Origin of the sequence: Megasphaera stantonii (assembly GCF_025567065.1) — a bacterium.
Lineage (GTDB): Bacteria > Bacillota > Negativicutes > Veillonellales > Megasphaeraceae > Megasphaera > Megasphaera stantonii.
This window is the reverse complement of sequence record NZ_JAOQKD010000003.1, coordinates 128894-147884: the sequence shown is the minus strand read 5'-3', so window position 1 is coordinate 147884 and position 18991 is coordinate 128894. Positions and strand designations below refer to the sequence as shown.

Below are 18991 nucleotides of genomic sequence, written 5' to 3'. Positions count from 1 at the left end.
TATGGACTGGTATCCTCTTTGGAACAGCCTGCGCATCGCCGCGATTTCGTCGGTCCTCGTCTTTTTCTGCGGCATCGCCGCCGCCTATTACGTGGCGAAAGCGCCGCGCCTGGTCAAGGGCGTCCTCGACGTCGCCCTGACGCTGCCCCTGGTCCTGCCGCCGACGGTGTGCGGCTGGCTTCTGCTGCTGGTCTTCGGCCTGCGCCATCCTGTCGGCATGTTCCTCCATGATATAGGATTTCCCCTGGTCATGACCTGGTACGGCGGCGTGGCGGCTTCGGCTGTCGTCGCCTTTCCCCTCATGTACCGGACGGCCCGCGGCGCCTTTGAAAGTTTTGACGAGACACTGGCCTGGAGCGGGCAGACCCTGGGATTATCTAATACGTATATTTTTTGGCGCATCCGCATGCCCTATTGCAAGCAGGGTATTTTGGCCGGCCTCGTCCTGGCCTTTGCCCGGGCGCTGGGGGAATACGGCGCGACGAGCATGCTCATCGGCTATATTCCCAAGAACACGGCGACGATATCGACGACGGTGTATCAGTTGTGGCGGACGAACGACGAGTACGGCGCCTTCATCTGGGTTCTCGTCAACATCGCGATCAGCGCCGCCGTCCTGGTGACGGTCAGCCTGATGGAACGGAAACGCCGCCGGAAGGAGGTTTGGTCGTGATAGACGTGCAGTGTTATAAACGGCTCGGTCAGTTTTGCCTGGACGTGGAATTTCAGGCCTGCGGCGTGCTGGGCCTGCTGGGGCCGTCGGGAAGCGGCAAGAGCAAGACCTTGCAGTGCATCGCCGGCATCGAGCGTCCCGACCGGGGGCGCATCGCCGTCGGGAAGCGCGTCTTTTTCGACGGGGAAACGGGCGTAAATCTGGCGGTGCAGGAGCGGCGCGTCGGCTATTTGTTTCAGCATTACGCCTTATTCCCCAATATGACGGCGGCCGAAAATATCGCCTGCGGCGTCCGCCGGCATGTCGGCCGGAGCGAACGGCGTCCCATCGTCGCGGCGATGATGGAGCGGCTCGGCTTGACGGGACTGGAACACCATAAGCCGTCCCAGCTGTCGGGAGGGCAGCAGCAGCGCGTGGCCCTGGCCCGCATATTGGTCAACGAGCCGGATATTCTGCTGCTGGATGAGCCCTTCAGCGCCTTGGATGATGCCTTGAAGGAACAGGTCATGGCAGAGCTGACCGGCGTGCTGCGCCAATTCGGCAAGGACGTCATCGTCGTGACCCACAGCTATGAAGAAGCATACCGCCTGTGCCGCACCATCGCCGTCCTCCATGACGGGCGCATCGACATCATCGGCGAGCGGGACGCTGTATTTTCCCAACCCCAATCGAAGACGGCGGCGTCCCTCATGGGTTGCCGAAATATCGCGCCAGCCCGGAAAACGGGGCGGAGGACCGTCTTCGTGCCATCGTGGAACTGCGAATTTACGGCGGCCTGCGACGTGAAGGACGAATTATGCGCCATCGGCATTCGGGAGCGTTCGTTCAGCCCGGCCGTGCCCGTCAATTCGCATGCCGTTTCGATTGCAGAAGAGACAAAGCTGCCCTTTGGGACCTTGGTCGCCTTTCGCTGCGACGGCCAGAGGCCCGACGCGCCGCCCCTCGTCTGGCTGGCCGAAGGCGGGCGCGCCGATACGTTGGGCGTGCGGCCTGAGGATATATTGCTGTTATACCGATAAGGACTATGCGGAAAGGATAGGATATATGGACGACGTATTTCTGAGATTGGAAGAAGAACTCCGCGCCGGCCGGCCGGCGGCGCTGCTGACGGTAGTGGAAAGTCACGGCGCGACGCCCCGCGGCGCCGGCAGCCGCCAGCTCGTATTGACTTCCGGCGATACGGTGGGGACGATTGGCGGCGGCATTGGCGAGTATAAGGCCTGCGAGGCGGCGAGACGGGTTTTGCAGGACGGTGTTTCCACGCTGCTGGCATATGATTTGAGCCCCGGCGCGGCGGCGGATATCGGAGCTGTGTGCGGCGGTACGTTTACGGTCTTTTGCCAGTACATCGGGCCCGAGGCGGCGGCCTGTATCAGCGCCATCGCCGAATATGGCCGAAACCGCAGGCCCTATCTGCTCCTGTGCGATATGACGGAGCCTGCGCAGTGGGCCATGGCCGTCGCCGGGCCGGAGACGATATGCTGCGGCGATGAACAGCATATGGCGGATTTGCAGCTTTTTTTGCAGAAAAGTGGGAATGCATCGACCTATAAGCCACAGTTAATATCCTATGGTGGGAAATTACTGTATGCCGAGTCCTTCTTCTCAGCCAGCCGGGCCTTTATCTTCGGCGGCGGCCATGTAGCCTGCGCCCTGGTTCCCGTATTAGCCCGCGTCGGTTTTTCCTGCGTCGTCGTAGACGACCGGGAAGACTTTGCCAATGCCGAACGCTTTCCCGACGCCGAGTCCGTCGTCGTCGCCGACTTGGAGCACCTGCCGGATTTCCACATCGGTGAAGACGATTACGTCTGCATCATGACGAGGGGCCACGTAGGCGACTATGTCGTAGAGCGGCAGATACTGCCGCTGCGGCCTCAGTACATCGGGGTCATCGGCAGCAGAAATAAGCTGTATTTCGTGCGGGAAAAGCTATTAGCCGACGGCTTTGCCGCAGAAGAAATAGATAACACGTACGGCCCCATCGGCCTTCCCATCTCTGCGGCGACGCCGGAGGAAATCGCCGTCAGCATTGCAGCGGAGCTCATCGCCGTCAGGGCGCGGCGGGAAGGTCGGGAAAAGGCCGACGCGAAGAAGTGGAGGGCCGCCGATGTGCCGCATATTCGCCTGCCGTAACGGGGCGGCTGAAGAGATGCCGTCGCTGCGGCAGGGATTGGCATATGGCTGTTCGTCCTTGGCGCAGAAGAAAAAAAACGTCGTCGCCTTTACCGGCTCAGGCGGCAAGACGACATGGATCTATCGGCTGGCTGAGGAGCTGCGCCGGCAGGGCAAACGAGTCGCCATAGCGACGACGACCCATATGTACGAGCCGCCGTCGGAACTACTGGCTGACGATACCGAGACGGTGAAATCGCTGCTGGAAGGGCAAGGCTTCGCAGTCGTCGGCCGTCGGGACGGCCGGGGTAAGATTGGCTACGGCGGCGACGCTCTCTTTGCTGTATGCCGGACCTTAGCCGACGTCGTCCTCGTCGAAGCCGACGGGTCGCGGCGGCAGCCGCTGAAATGCTTCGGTCCGCACGAGCCGGTTATTCCGCCGCGTACTGATTGCATCGTCCATGTGGCGGGATTGTCTGCCTTGAGCCGTCCTCTGGACGAGGTCTGTTTCCGCTGGGAACGAAGCCGATGGGCTCGGCGGCAAGTCGTTACGGACGACGTGTTCGCCGCCGTCGTCACTTCGTGTTTGGCAGCCTTGCGCCGAAACTGGAAGGTACCGGTTATACCTGTTTTCAATCAGGCCGATGGTGAAGCGGTCCGGCTGCGGGGACAGGATTTGCTGCGCCGCATGGCCGAGCCCATAGGGCTGACGACTTTTTTCGATATAGAGGAACGGGGGGACATACGGTGCATATCGCATTGATTTACATGGCGTCGGGCTTCAGCCGGCGCTTTGGCGGCAATAAGCTGCTGGCTCCGCTGGCCGGCAAGCCCCTGTATCGCCATGGCTTTGACCAGCTGCAGGACGCAGCGCGGCGTATCAGCGTTTCCTTGTCGTGCTCGTGCTGCCTATACGTCGTCAGCCAGTATGACGAAATTCTGTCGTGGTGTCGGGCTCATGGTGCGATTGCCGTGAAAAATACGGCCGCCGGAGAAGGCATGGCTGCATCTGTCCGCCTGGGAGTAGAGACGTCTGCCGCCGCTGATGCCTGGGCCTTTTTCGCCGCCGACCAGCCCTTTCTTTCCAGCGAGATCATAAGCGATTTCGTCAAGCAATACGCGCAGTCGGGATGCGGCATAGGCTGCGCCGTATCGGGCAGCCGCCGCGGCAGTCCGGCGATTTTTTCCCATGTTTATAAAGACGAGTTGCTGGCCCTGCAAGGCGATAGAGGCGGCAGGGCGATATTGGAGACATACGAGGACGACCTATGGCAGTTCGCCGTGCCGGAAGGCGAGCTTTGCGACATCGATACGAGAGACGACTGGGAAGCGGCGAGAAGACGGTTATAAAAAAGCGCTTGGATTAGAAAATCCGGCGCTTATTTTTATGGGCCAAGTCATGTCGGCGAGGCTTTGAGTACCTATTCTTTGGTTTGGGCAACGCTCCTTTGCAGTATTTTTATATAGAGGGGAATCGCGTATGCTTACGCGAAGAAACATAATAGGATTTTTGCGAAATGCGATATTTATATGCAATATAAAGATGAAATGATAGGAAATCCTTTGTATATACGGTATGGGAAGCCGTATTCATAAATGTCATATAGTAAATGAATATTGAACATGTAAAATTAACTAAAATACCTGTTTTATAAAATATTTTCCAAATAAAGACGCAAAAACTATAAAAATATAAAATAAAATCAGAAAATAACCTTTACAAATTAAAATAAGGGAGTATAATAGAGAACGTAATCGGAGCAGGGGGTTATACGTATAACTCCGATTACGAAGATAGGGGAAAGAGGGGTATTATGACTAAAAAAATATTTAGAACAAAAAGTATTAATGAGTTCATCTCCGAAACCAAAATGGATGGCGGGATGAACAAGATCCTCGGCACGTTCGGTTTGACCATGCTGGGGATCGGCGCTATTGTAGGGACGGGGATTTTCGTCCTGACAGGCGTAGCGGCGGCAAATTATTCTGGTCCTGCACTGGTTATTTCATTTATTATCGCCGCCTTGGCCTGCGGATGCGCCGCCTTATGTTACGCTGAATTTGCCGCGATGGTTCCTGTTGCCGGCAGCGCGTACACCTATGGATATGTTGCTTTAGGTGAATTTTGGGCCTGGGTCATCGGCTGGGATTTGATTTTGGAATATGCCTTCGCTGTATCGACCGTCGCCATCGGCTGGTCCGGGTATTTTAACAACATTCTCATGAACTTGGGAATTACCTTGCCGACGGCGCTGACCATGGCTCCCCATGACGGCGGCATCGTCAACTTGCCGGCCGTTCTCATCTTAGCTGTCGTCGCCTTTGTCAACATCCGCGGCGTCAAGCAGAGTTCCTTCGTCAACAACGTCATCGTTGCCATTAAGCTGGCCGTCGTCGCATTGTTCCTCGCGTTGGGCTTCAGCCACGTCGACGCCTCGAACTGGGTTCCGTTCATGCCCTTCGGCTGGTCGGGCGTATTCGCCGGCGCGTCGATTATCTTCTTTGCGTACATCGGCTTTGACGCTGTTTCCACGGCGGCAGAAGAAGTAAAAGACCCCCAGAAATCGCTGCCTCGCGGTATTATCTTATCCTTGATTATCTGCACGATTTTGTACATCGCCGTTTCCGCCGTACTGACCGGCATGGTTCCCTTTATGCAGTTCCAGACGACGGCGGCTCCCGTTGCCTTCGCCTTGCAGGCTGTCGGCTATCACTGGGGCGCTGCGGCCGTATCGGTCGGCGCTATCTGCGGCCTTACGTCCGTACTGCTGGTCATGAGCTTTGGTCAGAGCCGCGTGCTGTTCGTCATGTCCCGCGACGGTTTGCTGCCGAAATTCTTCGGCCACGTTCATTCGAAGTATAAAACTCCGGCCAGAAGCTCCGCTCTCGTAGGCGTCATTACGGCCATTACGGCAGGCTTCCTGCCCATCAACGCCGTAGCGGAAATGACCAACATCGGCACGCTCTGCGCCTTCATCATCGTTTCGGCTGCCGTCATCATCCTGCGGAAGAAGAATCCCAATCAGCAGCGCGCTTTCAAATGCCCGCTCGTGCCGCTCGTACCGGCCCTGGCTATTGTCTTCTGCGGCATCCTGATTTACATGCTGCCGCTCGTTACGCAGATTCGCTTCGTCGTTTGGCTCCTCGTCGGCCTGGCTATCTATTTCGGCTACGGCTACAGCCACAGCATCATTTCTAAGACGAGACGAAGCACCGTTCCTGCCGGCTCTGCCGTTGCCAATATGAATCCGGCTGCGCAGCCGACGAAGGGGCATTAAGTTACAGTAGCCAGCCTTTTTCTGATAATGATATACTGACATGCATACGCTGAACCCCGCCTGCTGTTTATAGCAAGCGGGGTTCAGTCATATTATGGGAAGCACAAGAATACGAATTTTTATAGCAATTCGAATACAGTGGCTTTACGTAAGCTCGTATATGTTCGGTGTTGTTACGATTTTGAGCGATGAAACCGTGAGGACAGGGGCTTTGAGTTCTGCGCTACGATGAGAATAATACCGGCTAATATCAGCACCATGCCGGCGGCCGTGCTGACATACAGCCTTTCGCCTAAGAAGAGGATGCCGCAGACGACGCCGACGACGGGGACGGCCAAGACGGCAATAGAGGCCTTGCTGGCCTCCATGCAGGTGAGGACGTAGTTCCAGAGGAAGAAGGCCAGGGCGGAGGCCAGGATGCCGTTGTAGGCCAGACAGGCGACGGCCATGGGCGTCCAGTGTACCTGACCTGTTTCCATGCAGCTGGTATACAGGAATAAGATGATGGAGCCGATGGTCATCTGCCAGGCCGTGTATTGAATCATATTGCAGTCCTTGCCTTTCAGCCTGCTGTTTTGATACTTGATGACGACGTTGGCGACGGCCCAGGAAATGGCGCCGCCGATGGTGATGAACAGGCTGGAGGCGTTGCCGAGGGAGTCGATGTGCATGAGGATGACCAGGCCGATCATGCTGACGACGACGCCTAAGGCCTTGCGCTTCGTCAGCTTTTCATTTAAGAAGAAATGGGCCAGGATGGCGACCCACACGGGCATGCTGTAGTTCAGGACGGCGACGAGGCCGGCGTCCAGGTCTTTAATGCCCATCTGCATGGCTGCGTTGTTGCCGGCGATCTGCAGCAGTCCCGTCAGGGCGATCCATTTCCAGTACCGCCGCGGCGGAAGGGGCAGCTTCAGCCAGGCGTTGACGGCCAGCAGGATGGCTGCGCCGACGGCGAAGCGGTAGCAGGCAAAGAGGACCGGCGGGAAAAAGAGCGTCGCCTCCTTCATGGCGACCCAATTAAATCCCCAAATGGCGTATATGAGCAGCAGCGCTTTGATCATGATATCTTCTCCCTTTAGTATAGTGCGTTATGGTTTTTATTATAAAGGACGGCTAGGGGAATGCAAGGGATTTCGTCGGAAAAACGGCTTGGCAAAATATGGTATAATAGGGGCATCGTACAGATGGAAAGGAAGAATACATATGAAATGCATTGTACTGCTGAGCGGCGGCGTCGATTCGACGACCTGCCTGGCTATGGCTGTGGAACGATACGGCGCCGGCGAGGTAATGGCCCTGACGGCCTATTACGGGCAAAAGCACGCGAAGGAAATACAGGCGGCCCGCCAGGTAGCCGCCCATTACGGCGTGGCTCATAAAGAAACGAATTTATCCCAGGCCTTCGCCCTGAGCGACAGCTCCCTGCTGCAGGGAAGGGGCAAGGAAATCTGCCATGAATCGTATGCGGAGCAGCTGAAGGAAATGGGCGGCGAAGGGACTGTCGATACGTACGTGCCCTTCCGCAACGGCTTATTTTTATCCTATGCCGCGGCGATTGCCGTCAGCGTCGGCGCCGAGACGATCTATTACGGAGCCCACGCCGACGATGCGGCGGGACGGGCCTATCCGGACTGTACGCCCGAATTTGAACAGGCCATGGCGACGGCTATTTACGAAGGCTCAGGCCGCACGTGCTGCCTGGAAGCGCCGCTGCTGTCGTGGAATAAGGCCGGCGTCGTCAAGGAAGGGCTGCGGCTGGGCGCTCCCTACGAACTAACTTGGAGCTGCTATGAAGGCGGCGACAAGCCCTGCGGCGTCTGCGCGACCTGCATCGACCGGGCCAAGGCCTTTGCCGCCAACGGCGTTGCCGACCCGGCACTGACTGCAAAATAGATTTCCCACTGTAAAGGAGTAAGGATACCGATGAAATATGGGACGAAACAACGCCTGGCCGCGCTGGTCCTGACGGCTCTGCTGGCATTCGGCACGGCCCAGGCCCAGGAGCCCGTTTCGGAACGGGACGACTTTTACTTAGCCGTCAACGGGCCGACGCTGGCGGAAAAACAGATTGAACCGACGGAGCCATCCTGGTCCTGGTTTAAGGAGCAATCGCTGAAAAATACGAAAATTTTGGAACAGGAGCTGCACGAAATCGCTGCCAAAGAAGGCTCGTACGCGAAGGGGACGCCGGAGCAGAAAATCTCCGATTTATATCGCTGCGCTGTCGATATGAAACGGCGCGACGCGACGGCGCGGCAGCATCTGCAGGACGTGCTGGCTCCCGTGCGGCAGGCTGAGACGACGGACGAGCTGACTCAGGCCCTGCTCCAGGTAAGGGAAGCGTCCGGCGCGTCCGTGTTCGTCGATTATACGGCGGACCGCATGCCCGATTCGCTGCGCTACGCCGCCCGCATCGTGCCGACGGAGACGATTTTGAGCAAATACGAGCTGGAACAGGAGCCGCACCCCGGCGCATGGCAGGCCTATAAGACGTATATTGCCGACGTGCTGGCCGAGGCGGGGTGCCCGGCAGAGGAAGCGGCCCGGCAGGCCGAAGCGATTTTCGCCATGGAACAGCGCTGGGCTCCGGCTATGCTGAGCAGCGAGGAACGCAACGACTTTGCCGTGCTGAATACGATGTATAGGCGGAACGAGATCGAAGCCTTCATGCCCCATATGGACGGCCGCCGCCTGCTGTCGTCGTGGAAGCTGACAAAGGAGAAGAAGCTGTTTCTGGCTGACGCGGCGTATCTCCAGAAACTAGACGAAGCCTACGTCCAGGACAATCTGCCCCTGCTGAAGAGCTACGCTGTGTTCCGCATCATGGACGGTTTCGCTCCTTACGCCGACAGGCGCCTTCGCGATTTGCAGCGGGCCTATACGCAGTACCGCTTCGGCATCACAAAGAGCCGCAGCGACGAAGAGACGGCGAGCCGCATGGTTCAGGGCCTTCTTCCCTATGAATTTGGCCAAATCTACATGAAGGACCATTGTTCGCCTGACGCCGTGCGGGACGTGACGGCGATGATCGACGAGATCCGCGGCGTATATCGGGAACGCTTGCTGAAAAACGATTGGCTCGGCGAGGATACGAAGAAGGAAGCCGTAGGCAAGCTCGACGCCCTGCGCGTGTTTGTCGGCGGCCCGGCGGCGGACGACAAGCCGATTGTTGAGGATATGCCCGATGTCATAGCCGAAGCCGACGGCGGCGACTTGCTGCGCAATATCATGCACAACGCCGTGCTGGTACAGGCTCAGGTACATCGGCTTATTGGGACTGATTTTGACCCGGATAAATGGTACGCTTTCCAGCCGCAGGACGTCAACGCCGCGTATATTCCGGCGAACAACAGCATTACGATTCCTGCCGGCATCTTGAATCCGCCCTTCTACAGCCCCGACGCCTCGTACGGCGCGAACCTCGGCGGCATCGGCGTGGTCATCGGCCATGAAATTTCCCATGCCTTCGATCCTAACGGCAGCCAGTACGACAAGGACGGCAATATGAAGAACTGGTGGACTGCCGGCGATTATGCGAGGTTCCGGCAAAAAGCCGCGGCCTTCGCCCCTTATTACAGCCGCTATAAAGTAGGTGAGGGACTGTATGAAAACGGGGCTCTCGTCGCCAACGAAGCCATTGCCGACTGCGGCGGCTTGTCCGTCGCGACGGAAATCGCCGGCTGCGACGAAGAAACGCTGCGCGATTTGTACCGCAATTTCGCCGCTATTTTTGCCAGCAAAATGACGCCGCAGCTGCTCCTGCAGAGCGTGCAGACCGACCCGCATCCCATCATGCAGGCCCGGGTCAACGGCGCGCTTTCGGCGACGGATTCCTTCTACGAGGCCTATGACGTAGAGAACGGCGACGGCATGTACGTCGCGCCGGAACAGCGGGTAAAGCTTTGGTAATATGTTTGTAATACTTGCATAGAATCTATAGTTTTTGGAGATAATGCCCTATTTAGGACTTGCAATATTGAAAGGGATACGGTACAATCAAGGACGAACAGTGCTCGAGCAACGTCGAGCACTGTATATATTGCCCACATGGGACGAAAAACGTACCAGTTGGAACAGTATTGCTACGGATACAGAAAAAGGAGGTAAAGCCTTGGAAAAGTATGTTGCGCTCATTGCCCATGATGCAAAGAAACAGGATATGGTAGGATTGGCCTGTCAGTTTAAACACGTATTGCAGAAGTTCCCTTTGGTCGGAACGGGGGAAACGGGAAAGCGGATTGAAGACGCGACGGGATTATCCGTCAGAAAAATGCAGCCCGGACCGCTGGGAGGAGACCAGCAGATCGGCGGCATGATCGCGTCGGGCGAAGTCGTCGCCGTCGTGTTCCTGCGGGACCCGCTGACGGCGCAGCCTCACGAACCGGACGTATCGGCCTTCCTTCGCCTGTGCGACGTGCACTGCATTCCGCTGGCGACGAACGTAACCAGCGCCCGTATTTTATTGACTTCGTTAGATACATCATTAGATTTGTTTCAGTCATAGAGTTGGTATTGTGTAAAGGAGATTACGCATGTTGAAAAAAACGAAAATTGTCTGCACTCTCGGCCCGAGTTCGAATTCCCAGGAAATCGTCGAACAGATGATTCAGGCCGGCATGAACGTCGCCCGCTTTAATTTTTCCCACGGTTCCCACGAAGAACACAAGGCGCGCATGGACATGGTTCGCGCCGCTTCTAAAAAGGTAGGCATTCCCGTAGCCCTGCTCCTCGATACGAAGGGCCCGGAAATCCGCCTCGGCAAGTTTAAAAACGGCTCCATCCAAATGGAAGAAGGCAAGGAGTTTACCTTGACGGCCCGCGACGTCGAAGGCGACGAAACGATCGTTTCTGTAAATTACAAAGAACTGCCTCAGGACGTAAAGGCCGGCGACCATATCCTCTTGTCCGACGGCCTGGTAAACTTGGAAGTCATCAGCGTCGAAGGCCAGGATATCCATACGCAGATCCTCAACAGCGGCAAGATGAGCGACCGCAAGCGCGTCGCCGTGCCGGGCATCGCCATCAATTTGCCGGCCGTTTCGGAAACGGACGCCGCAGACATTGAATTCGGCATCCGCATGAATATGGACTGGATCGCCGCTTCCTTTATCCAGCGCGGCAAGGACGTCGTGACGATCCGCAAGATTTTGGAAAAACACAACAGCCCGATGAAGATCATTTCCAAGATCGAATGTCAGGCTGCCGTTAACAATATCGACGAAATCATCAAGATGAGCGACGGCATCATGGTAGCCCGCGGCGATTTGGGCGTCGAAGTGCCGGCAGAAGAAGTGCCGACGCTGCAGAAGATGCTCATTCACAAATGCCAGGCAGCCGGCAAGCCGGTCATTACGGCGACGCAGATGTTGGAATCCATGTGCAATAATCCCCGCCCGACCCGCGCGGAAACGAGCGACGTCGCCAACGCTATCCTCGACGGCACGGACGCCGTTATGCTCAGCGGCGAAACGGCCAGCGGCATGTATCCTGTCGAAGCCGTAGAAACGATGGCCCGCGTAGCCATGTTCACGGAAAGCCAGTTTACGCCGCCGTCCCACCAGGACGAACACGCTTCGTCGTCTACGACGACGGAATCTATCGGCAAGGCCGTCGTAAAAATTGCCGAAGACCTTCACGCCGCCGCTATTATCGCGTCGACGGAACGAGGCAGCACAGCTCAGACGATTTCCAAGTTCCGTCCGGAATGTCCCGTCGTCGCCGTATCTCCTCATGAAAGCGTCGTCCGCCGCCTCCAGCTGAACTGGGGCGTCCAGGCTATCGTCGGCAAGGAAGCCAGCGATACGGATGAAGTCGTCGACAACGGCATCTTCGCAGCCCTCGACAGCGGCCTCATCAAGGCCGGCGACCTCGTCGTCCTCACGGCCGGCGTTCCCGTCGCCAAGTCCGGCTCGACCAACATGATCCGCGTTCAGGTCGTAGGCGATGTCCTCATCCGCGGCACCGGTATCGGCCGCAATTCGGCTATCGGCAAGGTCTGCATCGCAACCGACACGGAATCGCTGGAAAAGAACTTTACGCCGGGCTGCATCCTCGTCGTCCGTTCGGCTAAAGCGGAATGGGTAGAATACATGAAGAAAGCCGGCGCTATCGTATCGGAAGAAGTCGGCCTCACGAGCGAATCGGCCATCGTTGCCATTACCCTCGGCATCCCGACGGTCGTCGGAGCGGCTCATGCCGCCGACGCCCTGGAAAACGGCGAGCTCGTCACGGTAGACGCCAGCCGCGGCACGATTTTCCGCGGCGAAGCTAACGCGCGGTAATCTCCCCTCGCCCTCCAGCACATAGGGCTGACAATATCATAGGTATATTATAAACGCCATAGCGGCATTGGTTTCGGCCAAAGCCTATGGCGTTTTTGTCGTATATCGTTTGTGAAATAAAACAAGCCCGTCCCTTCGGCAGAGCAGAGCTGCCGGGGGAACGGGCTTGTTCGGCATCGTATGCCGACATGGTATTATTCTTCTTTGTTGTTGCGCGCGGCCTGCTGTACAGCCCGTTCTTCGGCGGCTCGTTCGCCGGCATCCGAAGACTCGTCGTTTTGAGCGGTCGGTTCGCGCGATTTCTGTCCCTTGTCCTTAGCTGCGTCTTTTTTGTCATCCGCTTTGGGTTTAGGTTCTTCTTTCGGCGGCGGCGCAATCGGTTCCATGCCGGCCGGGATGGCGAAGCCTTCGTACGATTCGTCCTGCGTGGCGACGGTCATGTAATCCCGCCAGATAGCTGCCGGAATCGTACCGCCGTATACTTCGCCCAGGCTGTGCGAGCCCGAGTCGTCGCCGATCCAGACGGCCGTGACGATCGTCGGCGTATAGCCGACGAACCAGGCGTCGACGTTGTTGTCCGTCGTGCCGGTCTTGCCGGCTGCGGGCCGGCCGATGGCTGCGCCCGTGCCGGTGCCGTGATCGATGACGCCTTCGAGCATATAGGTCATTTCATAGGCTTCTTTTTCCGACATGACCTGGGTCTTGTTTTTATCCTGATTCAGGGTGGATTCGTTTTCCAGGACGTTGCCGTTGCGGTCCAGGATCTTGACGATGGCAACGGGCTTGACGTGGACGCCTCTATTGGCGAAGGTACCGTAGGCGCTGGCCATTTCCAGCGGCGTTACGCCCCGGGTCAGGCCGCCTAAGGCCATGGCCAGGTTGTCGTCGTCCTTTTCCATCGTCGTAATGCCCATCTTCTTGACGTTGGCGATGATATTGGAGGGACCGACTTCGTCAGCCAGCTGGACGGCGACGGTGTTGACCGAAAGGGCCAGGGCGTCGGCCAGGGATATCTTGCCGCGGAAGGTCATATCGGAGTTCTGCGGGCTCCACGAGCCGTACGAGATGGCCTTGTCTTCCATTGTCGAGTACGGCGACATGTCGTGCTGCAGGGCCGTCATGTATACGAAGGGCTTGAAAGCCGAACCGGGCTGGCGGACGGCCATGGTGGCGCGGTTGAAGCTGTCCTGGCCGCGGCCGCCGACCATAGCCAGGATGTGGCCGTTTCTCGGGTCGATGGAGACGAGGGCTCCCTGCGGCTGGGTCAAGCCGTTTTCGTCCTTATAGTTGTCCGGCAGCTGGCGCAGGGCTTCCGCTGCGGCGCGCTGTTTTTCCAAGTCCATGGTGGTGTAAATCTTCAGGCCTTCCTTGTACAGGGCGTCGTCGCCGTATTTGGAGGCCACGAGCTGCGACACATAGTCGACGAAGGAAGCCGTATCGGCGTTGTCGTCGGTCTGCTTCATCTGCGTCAATTCTAAGTCGGCGTTTTTCGCTTCCGTACATTCATCCTGAGAAATATAGCCGTATTTCACCATTTGGTCTAAGACGGTGTTCGTGCGTTTTTTCGCTTCTTCCAGATTATTGAAGGGCGAGTAGTAATTAGGGCTCTTGGGCAGACCGGCCAGCATAGCGCACTGCTTGAGGTTCAGTTGGTCGACGTCCTTGTCGAAGTACGTGCGGGCTGCCGTCTGGATGCCGTACGCGCCCTGGCCGAAATAAATCTGGTTCATGTACATTTCCAGAATTTCTTTTTTACTGTATTTCCGTTCGATTTCCAGGGCCAGCATGGCTTCCTGGATTTTGCGTTTCAGCGTCTGTTCCTGCGACAGGAAGGCGTTTTTCGCCAGCTGCTGCGTAATGGTGCTGCCGCCCTGGGCGATGCCGCCGCTGGTAATGTTCGTCACGATGGCCCGGCCGATGCCGATGGGGTCGATACCGATATGGTCGTAGAAGCGGTTGTCTTCCGCGGCGATAAAGGCGTTCTGCAAATGCTGGGGCACCTTGTTGATGTCGATAGGCAGGCGGTTTTGGTCGGAATGCAGGGTCGTCACGAGGCGGCCGTGAATATCGAAGACCTGCGACGACACGGCAGGCCGCATGTTGTTGCCTACCGTAGGCAGGCTTTGATAGGCGGCGAAAATGTAGCCGAAGGTCAGGCCGGCGATTACGACGACGCATAAGATAATCAGGAGTCGCAGACGGTGCATAGGTCCTGATGATTTTTTAGCATGTTTAGCTCTCCGTCTAGGCGTATACATAGATCCTCCTATATTATAAAACATAAATATAATATATAACTTTCAATAAGCAGAAATGAATCTTTGCTAATTTCTTATTATAGCATATTTATATACATTATCCTATATGCGGAAGGGACTTTCGCGGCGGGAAAAGCCGGAAAGGGGCGAAAATCATTGCCGGAAGGGGCATTATACTATTTTTAGATAGTTACATAAGCAATACCGCACAAATAGTATATAATATATAAAAGAAATGTACAATAGATACTGAAAATGTGTTGACTTTTTCTAACAAATAAAGTACCATAAATGTAAAGGAAACAAATAAATAGCATATCTGCTTGTTCTAGGAGGTAAGAGGGAATGGATAGAGATAAGGCTTTTGTATTATGGTTTGATGAACTGCGCCGCGAGGACGTCGCTCTCGTAGGCGGGAAATCTTCTTCGCTGGGCGAACTGACGTCGCAGACGAGCGTACCCGTACCTTACGGCTTCGCTACGACGGCCGAAGGGTACCGTCATTTTATGCGCGAAACGGGCTTGGATGAAAAGATTAAAGAACTTCTCCAGGGCCTGACCGATGTAGAAGACCCCATTCAGCTCCGCAGCGTCACGGCAGCTGTCCGCGAAGCAATTTGCGCTGCCGATATGCCGGCTGACCTGGCCGAAGCGATTCGGGCCAGCTATGCAGAACTGGGCAAAAAAGTCGGCGAAGACAATCCCTTTGTCGCCGTCCGTTCCAGCGCTACGGCAGAAGACCTTCCCGACGCCAGCTTTGCCGGACAGCAGGATACGTATCTGAACGTCCAGGGCGCCGATATGGTAATCCAGAAGGTCAAGGAATGCTATGCCTCTACGTTTACCGACCGCGCTACGTACTATCGGACGAAGAAAGGCTTCGACCATCTGTCCGTCGCCTTGAGCGCCGCCGTCCAGATGATGGTATTCTCCAAGGCTGCCGGCGTTATGTTTACGGTCGACCTCGTGACGGGCGACGATTCGACGATTACGATCGAAGGCGCCTGGGGCCTGGGCGAATACGTCGTACAGGGTACGGTTACGCCGGATAACTTCCGCGTCAAGAAGGACGATTTGACGATTCTGGACAAGATGATCAATACGAAGCCCGTGAAGCTCGTCCGCAAGCCCGGCGGCGACTGCGAAGAACAGCTCGTGCCGGAAGAAGAACAGAAGATGCAGGTCATTACGGACGAACAGGTAAAAGAACTGGCAACGTACGCCAAGGCTATCGAACAGCATTACGGCTGCTACATGGATATGGAATGGGGCGTCGACGAACGGGATAACAAGGTATGGCTCCTCCAGGCCCGCCCCGAAACGGTATGGTCCAAGAAAAATCAGGAAAAGGGACAGGCCGAAGCGGCTCCTGCAGCCGTGACGACGGACCGCAAGGTCATCGTAAAGGGCCTGCCGGCCAGCCCGGGCAGCGCCGCCGGCAAAGCCCACGTCATCCTCGATCCGTCGAAGATCGAAGAATTTAAGGAAGGGGAAATCCTCGTTACGACGATGACCGCCCCCGACTGGGTGCCGGCTATGAAGAAGGCCAGAGCCATCGTCACCGACGCCGGCGGCATGACCTGCCACGCGTCGATCGTCAGCCGCGAGCTGGGCATCCCCTGCATCGTCGGCACGAAGAGCCGCAGCGTTGAAGCGACGACGACGATTCCCGACGGCGCGGATATTACCGTCGACGCGACGAACGGCATCGTATACGAAGGCACCGTCGCCGATATCGTAAAACCGAAGGAAGAAGCAGCTCAGGCCGGCGGCCAGGCGACGGTCGTCATGTCCGAACCGGTTCCCATTACGGGCACGAAGATTTACATGAACCTGGGCAACCCCGACTTGGCGGAAAAACACGGTAAGCTGCCCTGCGACGGCATCGGCCTTATGCGCGAAGAATTCATCTGGACGACGTTCATTCACGAACATCCCTTGTATCTCATCGAAATCGGCCATCCCGAACGCGTCGTCGACCAGCTGGCCGACGGCATGCGCAAGGTTTGCCAGGCATTGGCTCCGCGCCCGGTAACGCTTCGCCTCAGCGATTTCAAATCCAGCGAATACCGCAACCTCAAGGGCGGCGACAAGTATGAACCGCAGGAAAGCAGCGCCCTCTTAGGCTGGCGCGGCGCATCCCGCTACTACGACCCGAAATACGTCGCAGCCTTCCGCCTGGAATTGCAGGCCGTCCGCAAAGTCCGCGAAGAATACGGCTTCAAGAATCTGAACGTCATGGTTCCCTTCTGCCGCCGCGTCGACGAAATGGAAAAGATCGTCGGCCTCATGGCTGAAGAAGGACTCCACCGCGGACCGGACTTCAAAGTATGGCTGATGGCTGAAATTCCTTCCAACATCATCCTGGCGGATCAGTTCAATAAGTTTGTCGACGGGTATTCCATCGGTTCCAACGACCTGACGATGCTCGTCATGGGCTGCGACCGCGACAACGAAACGGTAGCTCCTCTGTTTGACGAACGCAACTTAGCCGTTAAGCGGGCTATTCGCCACTTGATCGAAGTAGCTCACCGGGATGGAAAGACCGTTTCCATCTGCGGCCAGGCGCCGAGCGTATATCCTGATTTTACGGAATTTCTCGTTAAGAGCGGCATCGATTCTATTTCCGTCAATCCCGACGCCGTTGTATCGACGCGCAAGAACGTCGCGCAGATCGAACAGCGTATGCTGATGGATTCCCTGACCGGAAAAGGCCGCGCAGATACAGAAGATTATACATGGTAAGTCGATGATATGAGAAAAGGCGGCGCCAAAAGAGTAAATTATTTCTTTTGGTCCGCCTTTTTCTTATGCATCTTGGAGTAAAATATGGTATGATAATAAGCGATTATCAGGAGGTGAAACCACAATATGTTATCGGAACGGCAGGGAACGATTTTGAATATCGTCAAGGAGCATAGTCCGATTACGGGACAGCACATTGCCGACCAGCTGCACGTGACGCGGGCAGCGCTGCGCTCCGACCTGGCGATATTGACGATGCTGGGACTGATAGACGCGCGGCCAAAGCTGGGATATTTCTTTATCGGCGATAAGGAAAAGGACTTGCTGTCTCAAAAGATCATGGATATCAGCATTGAGTCGTGTTTATCGCAGCCGGTCATCGTCGGCGAGCACACCAGCGCCTACGACGCGGTCATCGCTATGTTTACGGAAGATGCGGGAACGGTATTTGTCGCGACGGATAATATTCTGGCCGGTGTCGTATCCCGAAAGGATTTGTTGAAGACGGCTATGGGCAACAACGATTTGAGAGCTCTGCCGGTGCGTATGGTCATGACGCCGGTCAGCAAGGTCATTTACGTGCAGGCTGATGAAAAGGCGCTGGCAGCGGCGCAGCGCATGATAGAATATGAAATTGATTGTCTGCCGGTAGTTCATGTTCTCGATACGGATGAGGAAGATAAGAAGGATTTACAGATTGTCGGAAGAATATCGAAAACAAACATTACGCGGTTATTTGTTGAATGTGGATTAGGAAGGAGAACGTAAGGTGGCAAAACCGATCATTTACGCCTGCTCGGACTCGCTGGGAGATACGGCGGAACGCGTAGCCCGGGCGGCGGCCTGCCAGTACGACAAACAGGAATTTGATATCGTGCGCATGCCCTATATTCGTACGGAACAGCAGGTCGAAGAAATCGTACAAAAGGCGAAAGAACACAGCGCGATGATCTGCTGTACTATTATATCCCCGACGCTGCGGCGCAAGCTGCAGGAGTTGTCTAACGCGCAGAACGTTACCCTCGTCGACATCATCGGCCCGATGCTGGCCGGCGTAGGCACGCTGACCCATACGGAACCGACGATGAAGCCGGGCATGATTCATCAGCTCGACGAAGAATACTTCAAGCGCGTCGAAGCGATTGAATTCGCCGTCAAATTTGACGACGGCAAAAATCCGATGGGCTTCTTAAAGGCTGATATCGTCATCGTCGGCGTATCCCGTACGTCTAAGACGCCCTTATCTATGTATTTGGCTCATAAGCGGATCAAGGCTGCCAACCTGCCCTTGGTGCCGGAAGTAGCCTTGCCTCCGGAATTATTCCAGGTGCCGGCCCGTAAAATCGTCGGCCTCATTATCGACCCCTTTAAACTGAATTTTATCCGTTCGGAACGGCTGCGCAGCATGGGCCTCGATTCGAACGCCAGCTACGCCAACATCGAGCGGATCAATGAAGAACTGACGTATGCCCGCAACGTCATGCGCCGTCTTCATTGCCCGATTATCGACGTGTCGTCGAAAGCAATTGAAGAAACAGCAAATCTTGTCATGGAAATCGTCAAACGCAATAAAGAGTTGTATCACGAGTAAAATGGCATGAAAAAAGGACGCCATTTTCGGCGTCTTTTTTCGTATCTGCA

15 protein-coding genes are annotated in these 18991 nt (G+C 56.2%); 13 read left to right on the top strand and 2 right to left on the bottom strand.

What is annotated here, in order from left to right:
* Position 1 precedes the first annotated feature (1 nt).
* From modB to OCV58_RS03485, 6 genes are all read left to right on the top strand, one after another.
* The gene (modB, locus tag OCV58_RS03510) at positions 2 to 673 is read left to right on the top strand and encodes a molybdate ABC transporter permease subunit (RefSeq protein ID WP_154876962.1); all 672 of its coding nucleotides are present in this window, start codon (positions 2 to 4) and stop codon (positions 671 to 673) included.
* Positions 670 to 1692, top strand: a complete 1023-nt coding sequence (locus tag OCV58_RS03505; RefSeq protein WP_154876961.1) for a sulfate/molybdate ABC transporter ATP-binding protein — start codon at positions 670 to 672, stop codon at positions 1690 to 1692. The genes modB and OCV58_RS03505 overlap by 4 nt, the downstream gene beginning before the upstream one ends.
* Positions 1693 to 1717: 25 nt before the next feature.
* Positions 1718 to 2806: an XdhC family protein gene (locus OCV58_RS03500; RefSeq protein ID WP_154876960.1), complete on the top strand. Its 1089-nt coding sequence runs from the start codon at positions 1718 to 1720 to the stop codon at positions 2804 to 2806.
* Positions 2781 to 3548, top strand: a complete 768-nt coding sequence (gene yqeC / locus OCV58_RS03495; RefSeq protein ID WP_154876959.1) for a selenium cofactor biosynthesis protein YqeC — start codon at positions 2781 to 2783, stop codon at positions 3546 to 3548. The genes OCV58_RS03500 and yqeC overlap by 26 nt, the downstream gene beginning before the upstream one ends.
* Complete coding sequence (locus OCV58_RS03490; protein WP_154876958.1) at positions 3533 to 4135, top strand: nucleotidyltransferase family protein; 603 nt, start codon at positions 3533 to 3535, stop codon at positions 4133 to 4135. Before yqeC ends, OCV58_RS03490 begins: the two co-directional genes overlap by 16 nt.
* Positions 4136 to 4668: 533 nt before the next feature.
* Positions 4669 to 6063, top strand: a complete 1395-nt coding sequence (locus tag OCV58_RS03485) for an amino acid permease (protein WP_267312776.1) — start codon at positions 4669 to 4671, stop codon at positions 6061 to 6063.
* A 173-nt stretch (positions 6064 to 6236) separates the two neighbouring features.
* Here the strand turns inward: OCV58_RS03485 and OCV58_RS03480 are convergent, their stop codons facing one another.
* Positions 6237 to 7127 (bottom strand): DMT family transporter, encoded by an 891-nt coding sequence (locus OCV58_RS03480; protein ID WP_154876956.1) that lies wholly within the window; start codon positions 7125 to 7127, stop codon positions 6237 to 6239.
* 142 nt (positions 7128 to 7269) lie between these two features.
* On the opposite strand from OCV58_RS03480, the gene queC reads away from it, so the two are divergent.
* From queC to pyk, 4 genes are all read left to right on the top strand, one after another.
* Positions 7270 to 7959, top strand: a complete 690-nt coding sequence (gene queC, locus OCV58_RS03475; protein ID WP_154876955.1) for a 7-cyano-7-deazaguanine synthase QueC — start codon at positions 7270 to 7272, stop codon at positions 7957 to 7959.
* A 30-nt stretch (positions 7960 to 7989) separates the two neighbouring features.
* The gene (locus OCV58_RS03470) at positions 7990 to 9975 is read left to right on the top strand and encodes a M13 family metallopeptidase (RefSeq protein WP_154876954.1); all 1986 of its coding nucleotides are present in this window, start codon (positions 7990 to 7992) and stop codon (positions 9973 to 9975) included.
* Positions 9976 to 10177: 202 nt separating this feature from the next.
* A complete protein-coding gene (gene mgsA, locus OCV58_RS03465; protein WP_232818773.1) occupies positions 10178 to 10570 on the top strand; it encodes a methylglyoxal synthase in 393 nt (130 codons plus the stop codon).
* A 28-nt stretch (positions 10571 to 10598) separates the two neighbouring features.
* Positions 10599 to 12347: a pyruvate kinase gene (gene pyk / locus OCV58_RS03460; RefSeq protein ID WP_095629791.1), complete on the top strand. Its 1749-nt coding sequence runs from the start codon at positions 10599 to 10601 to the stop codon at positions 12345 to 12347.
* Positions 12348 to 12541: 194 nt separating this feature from the next.
* Here the strand turns inward: pyk and OCV58_RS03455 are convergent, their stop codons facing one another.
* The gene (locus tag OCV58_RS03455; RefSeq protein ID WP_154876952.1) at positions 12542 to 14605 is read right to left on the bottom strand and encodes a transglycosylase domain-containing protein; all 2064 of its coding nucleotides are present in this window, start codon (positions 14603 to 14605) and stop codon (positions 12542 to 12544) included.
* Between the two features lie 345 nt (positions 14606 to 14950).
* Here OCV58_RS03455 and ppsA point away from each other — a divergent pair, with 345 nt between their 5' ends.
* From ppsA to OCV58_RS03440, 3 genes are all read left to right on the top strand, one after another.
* Positions 14951 to 17350, top strand: coding sequence for a phosphoenolpyruvate synthase (gene ppsA, locus OCV58_RS03450; RefSeq protein WP_087477874.1), 2400 nt, complete (start codon positions 14951 to 14953; stop codon positions 17348 to 17350).
* A 126-nt stretch (positions 17351 to 17476) separates the two neighbouring features.
* A complete protein-coding gene (locus OCV58_RS03445) occupies positions 17477 to 18118 on the top strand; it encodes a transcriptional regulator CcpN (protein ID WP_087477873.1) in 642 nt (213 codons plus the stop codon).
* Between the two features lies 1 nt (position 18119).
* On the top strand, positions 18120 to 18941 hold the full coding sequence (locus OCV58_RS03440) for a pyruvate, water dikinase regulatory protein (protein WP_087477872.1): 822 nt from the start codon (positions 18120 to 18122) through the stop codon (positions 18939 to 18941).
* Positions 18942 to 18991: the final 50 nt, after the last annotated feature.

Coding starts and splice junctions, on each gene's coding strand:
- OCV58_RS03480 (WP_154876956.1), bottom strand. CDS start 7,127: ATGATCAAAGCGCTGCTGCTCATATACGCCATTTGGGGATTTAATTGG.
- OCV58_RS03485 (WP_267312776.1), top strand. CDS start 4,669: ATGAACAAGATCCTCGGCACGTTCGGTTTGACCATGCTGGGGATCGGC.
- ppsA (WP_087477874.1), top strand. CDS start 14,951: ATGGATAGAGATAAGGCTTTTGTATTATGGTTTGATGAACTGCGCCGC.
- queC (WP_154876955.1), top strand. CDS start 7,270: ATGAAATGCATTGTACTGCTGAGCGGCGGCGTCGATTCGACGACCTGC.
- OCV58_RS03500 (WP_154876960.1), top strand. CDS start 1,718: ATGGACGACGTATTTCTGAGATTGGAAGAAGAACTCCGCGCCGGCCGG.
- pyk (WP_095629791.1), top strand. CDS start 10,599: ATGTTGAAAAAAACGAAAATTGTCTGCACTCTCGGCCCGAGTTCGAAT.
- OCV58_RS03470 (WP_154876954.1), top strand. CDS start 7,990: ATGAAATATGGGACGAAACAACGCCTGGCCGCGCTGGTCCTGACGGCT.
- yqeC (WP_154876959.1), top strand. CDS start 2,781: ATGTGCCGCATATTCGCCTGCCGTAACGGGGCGGCTGAAGAGATGCCG.
- OCV58_RS03455 (WP_154876952.1), bottom strand. CDS start 14,605: ATGTATACGCCTAGACGGAGAGCTAAACATGCTAAAAAATCATCAGGA.
- modB (WP_154876962.1), top strand. CDS start 2: ATGGACTGGTATCCTCTTTGGAACAGCCTGCGCATCGCCGCGATTTCG.
- OCV58_RS03445 (WP_087477873.1), top strand. CDS start 17,477: ATGTTATCGGAACGGCAGGGAACGATTTTGAATATCGTCAAGGAGCAT.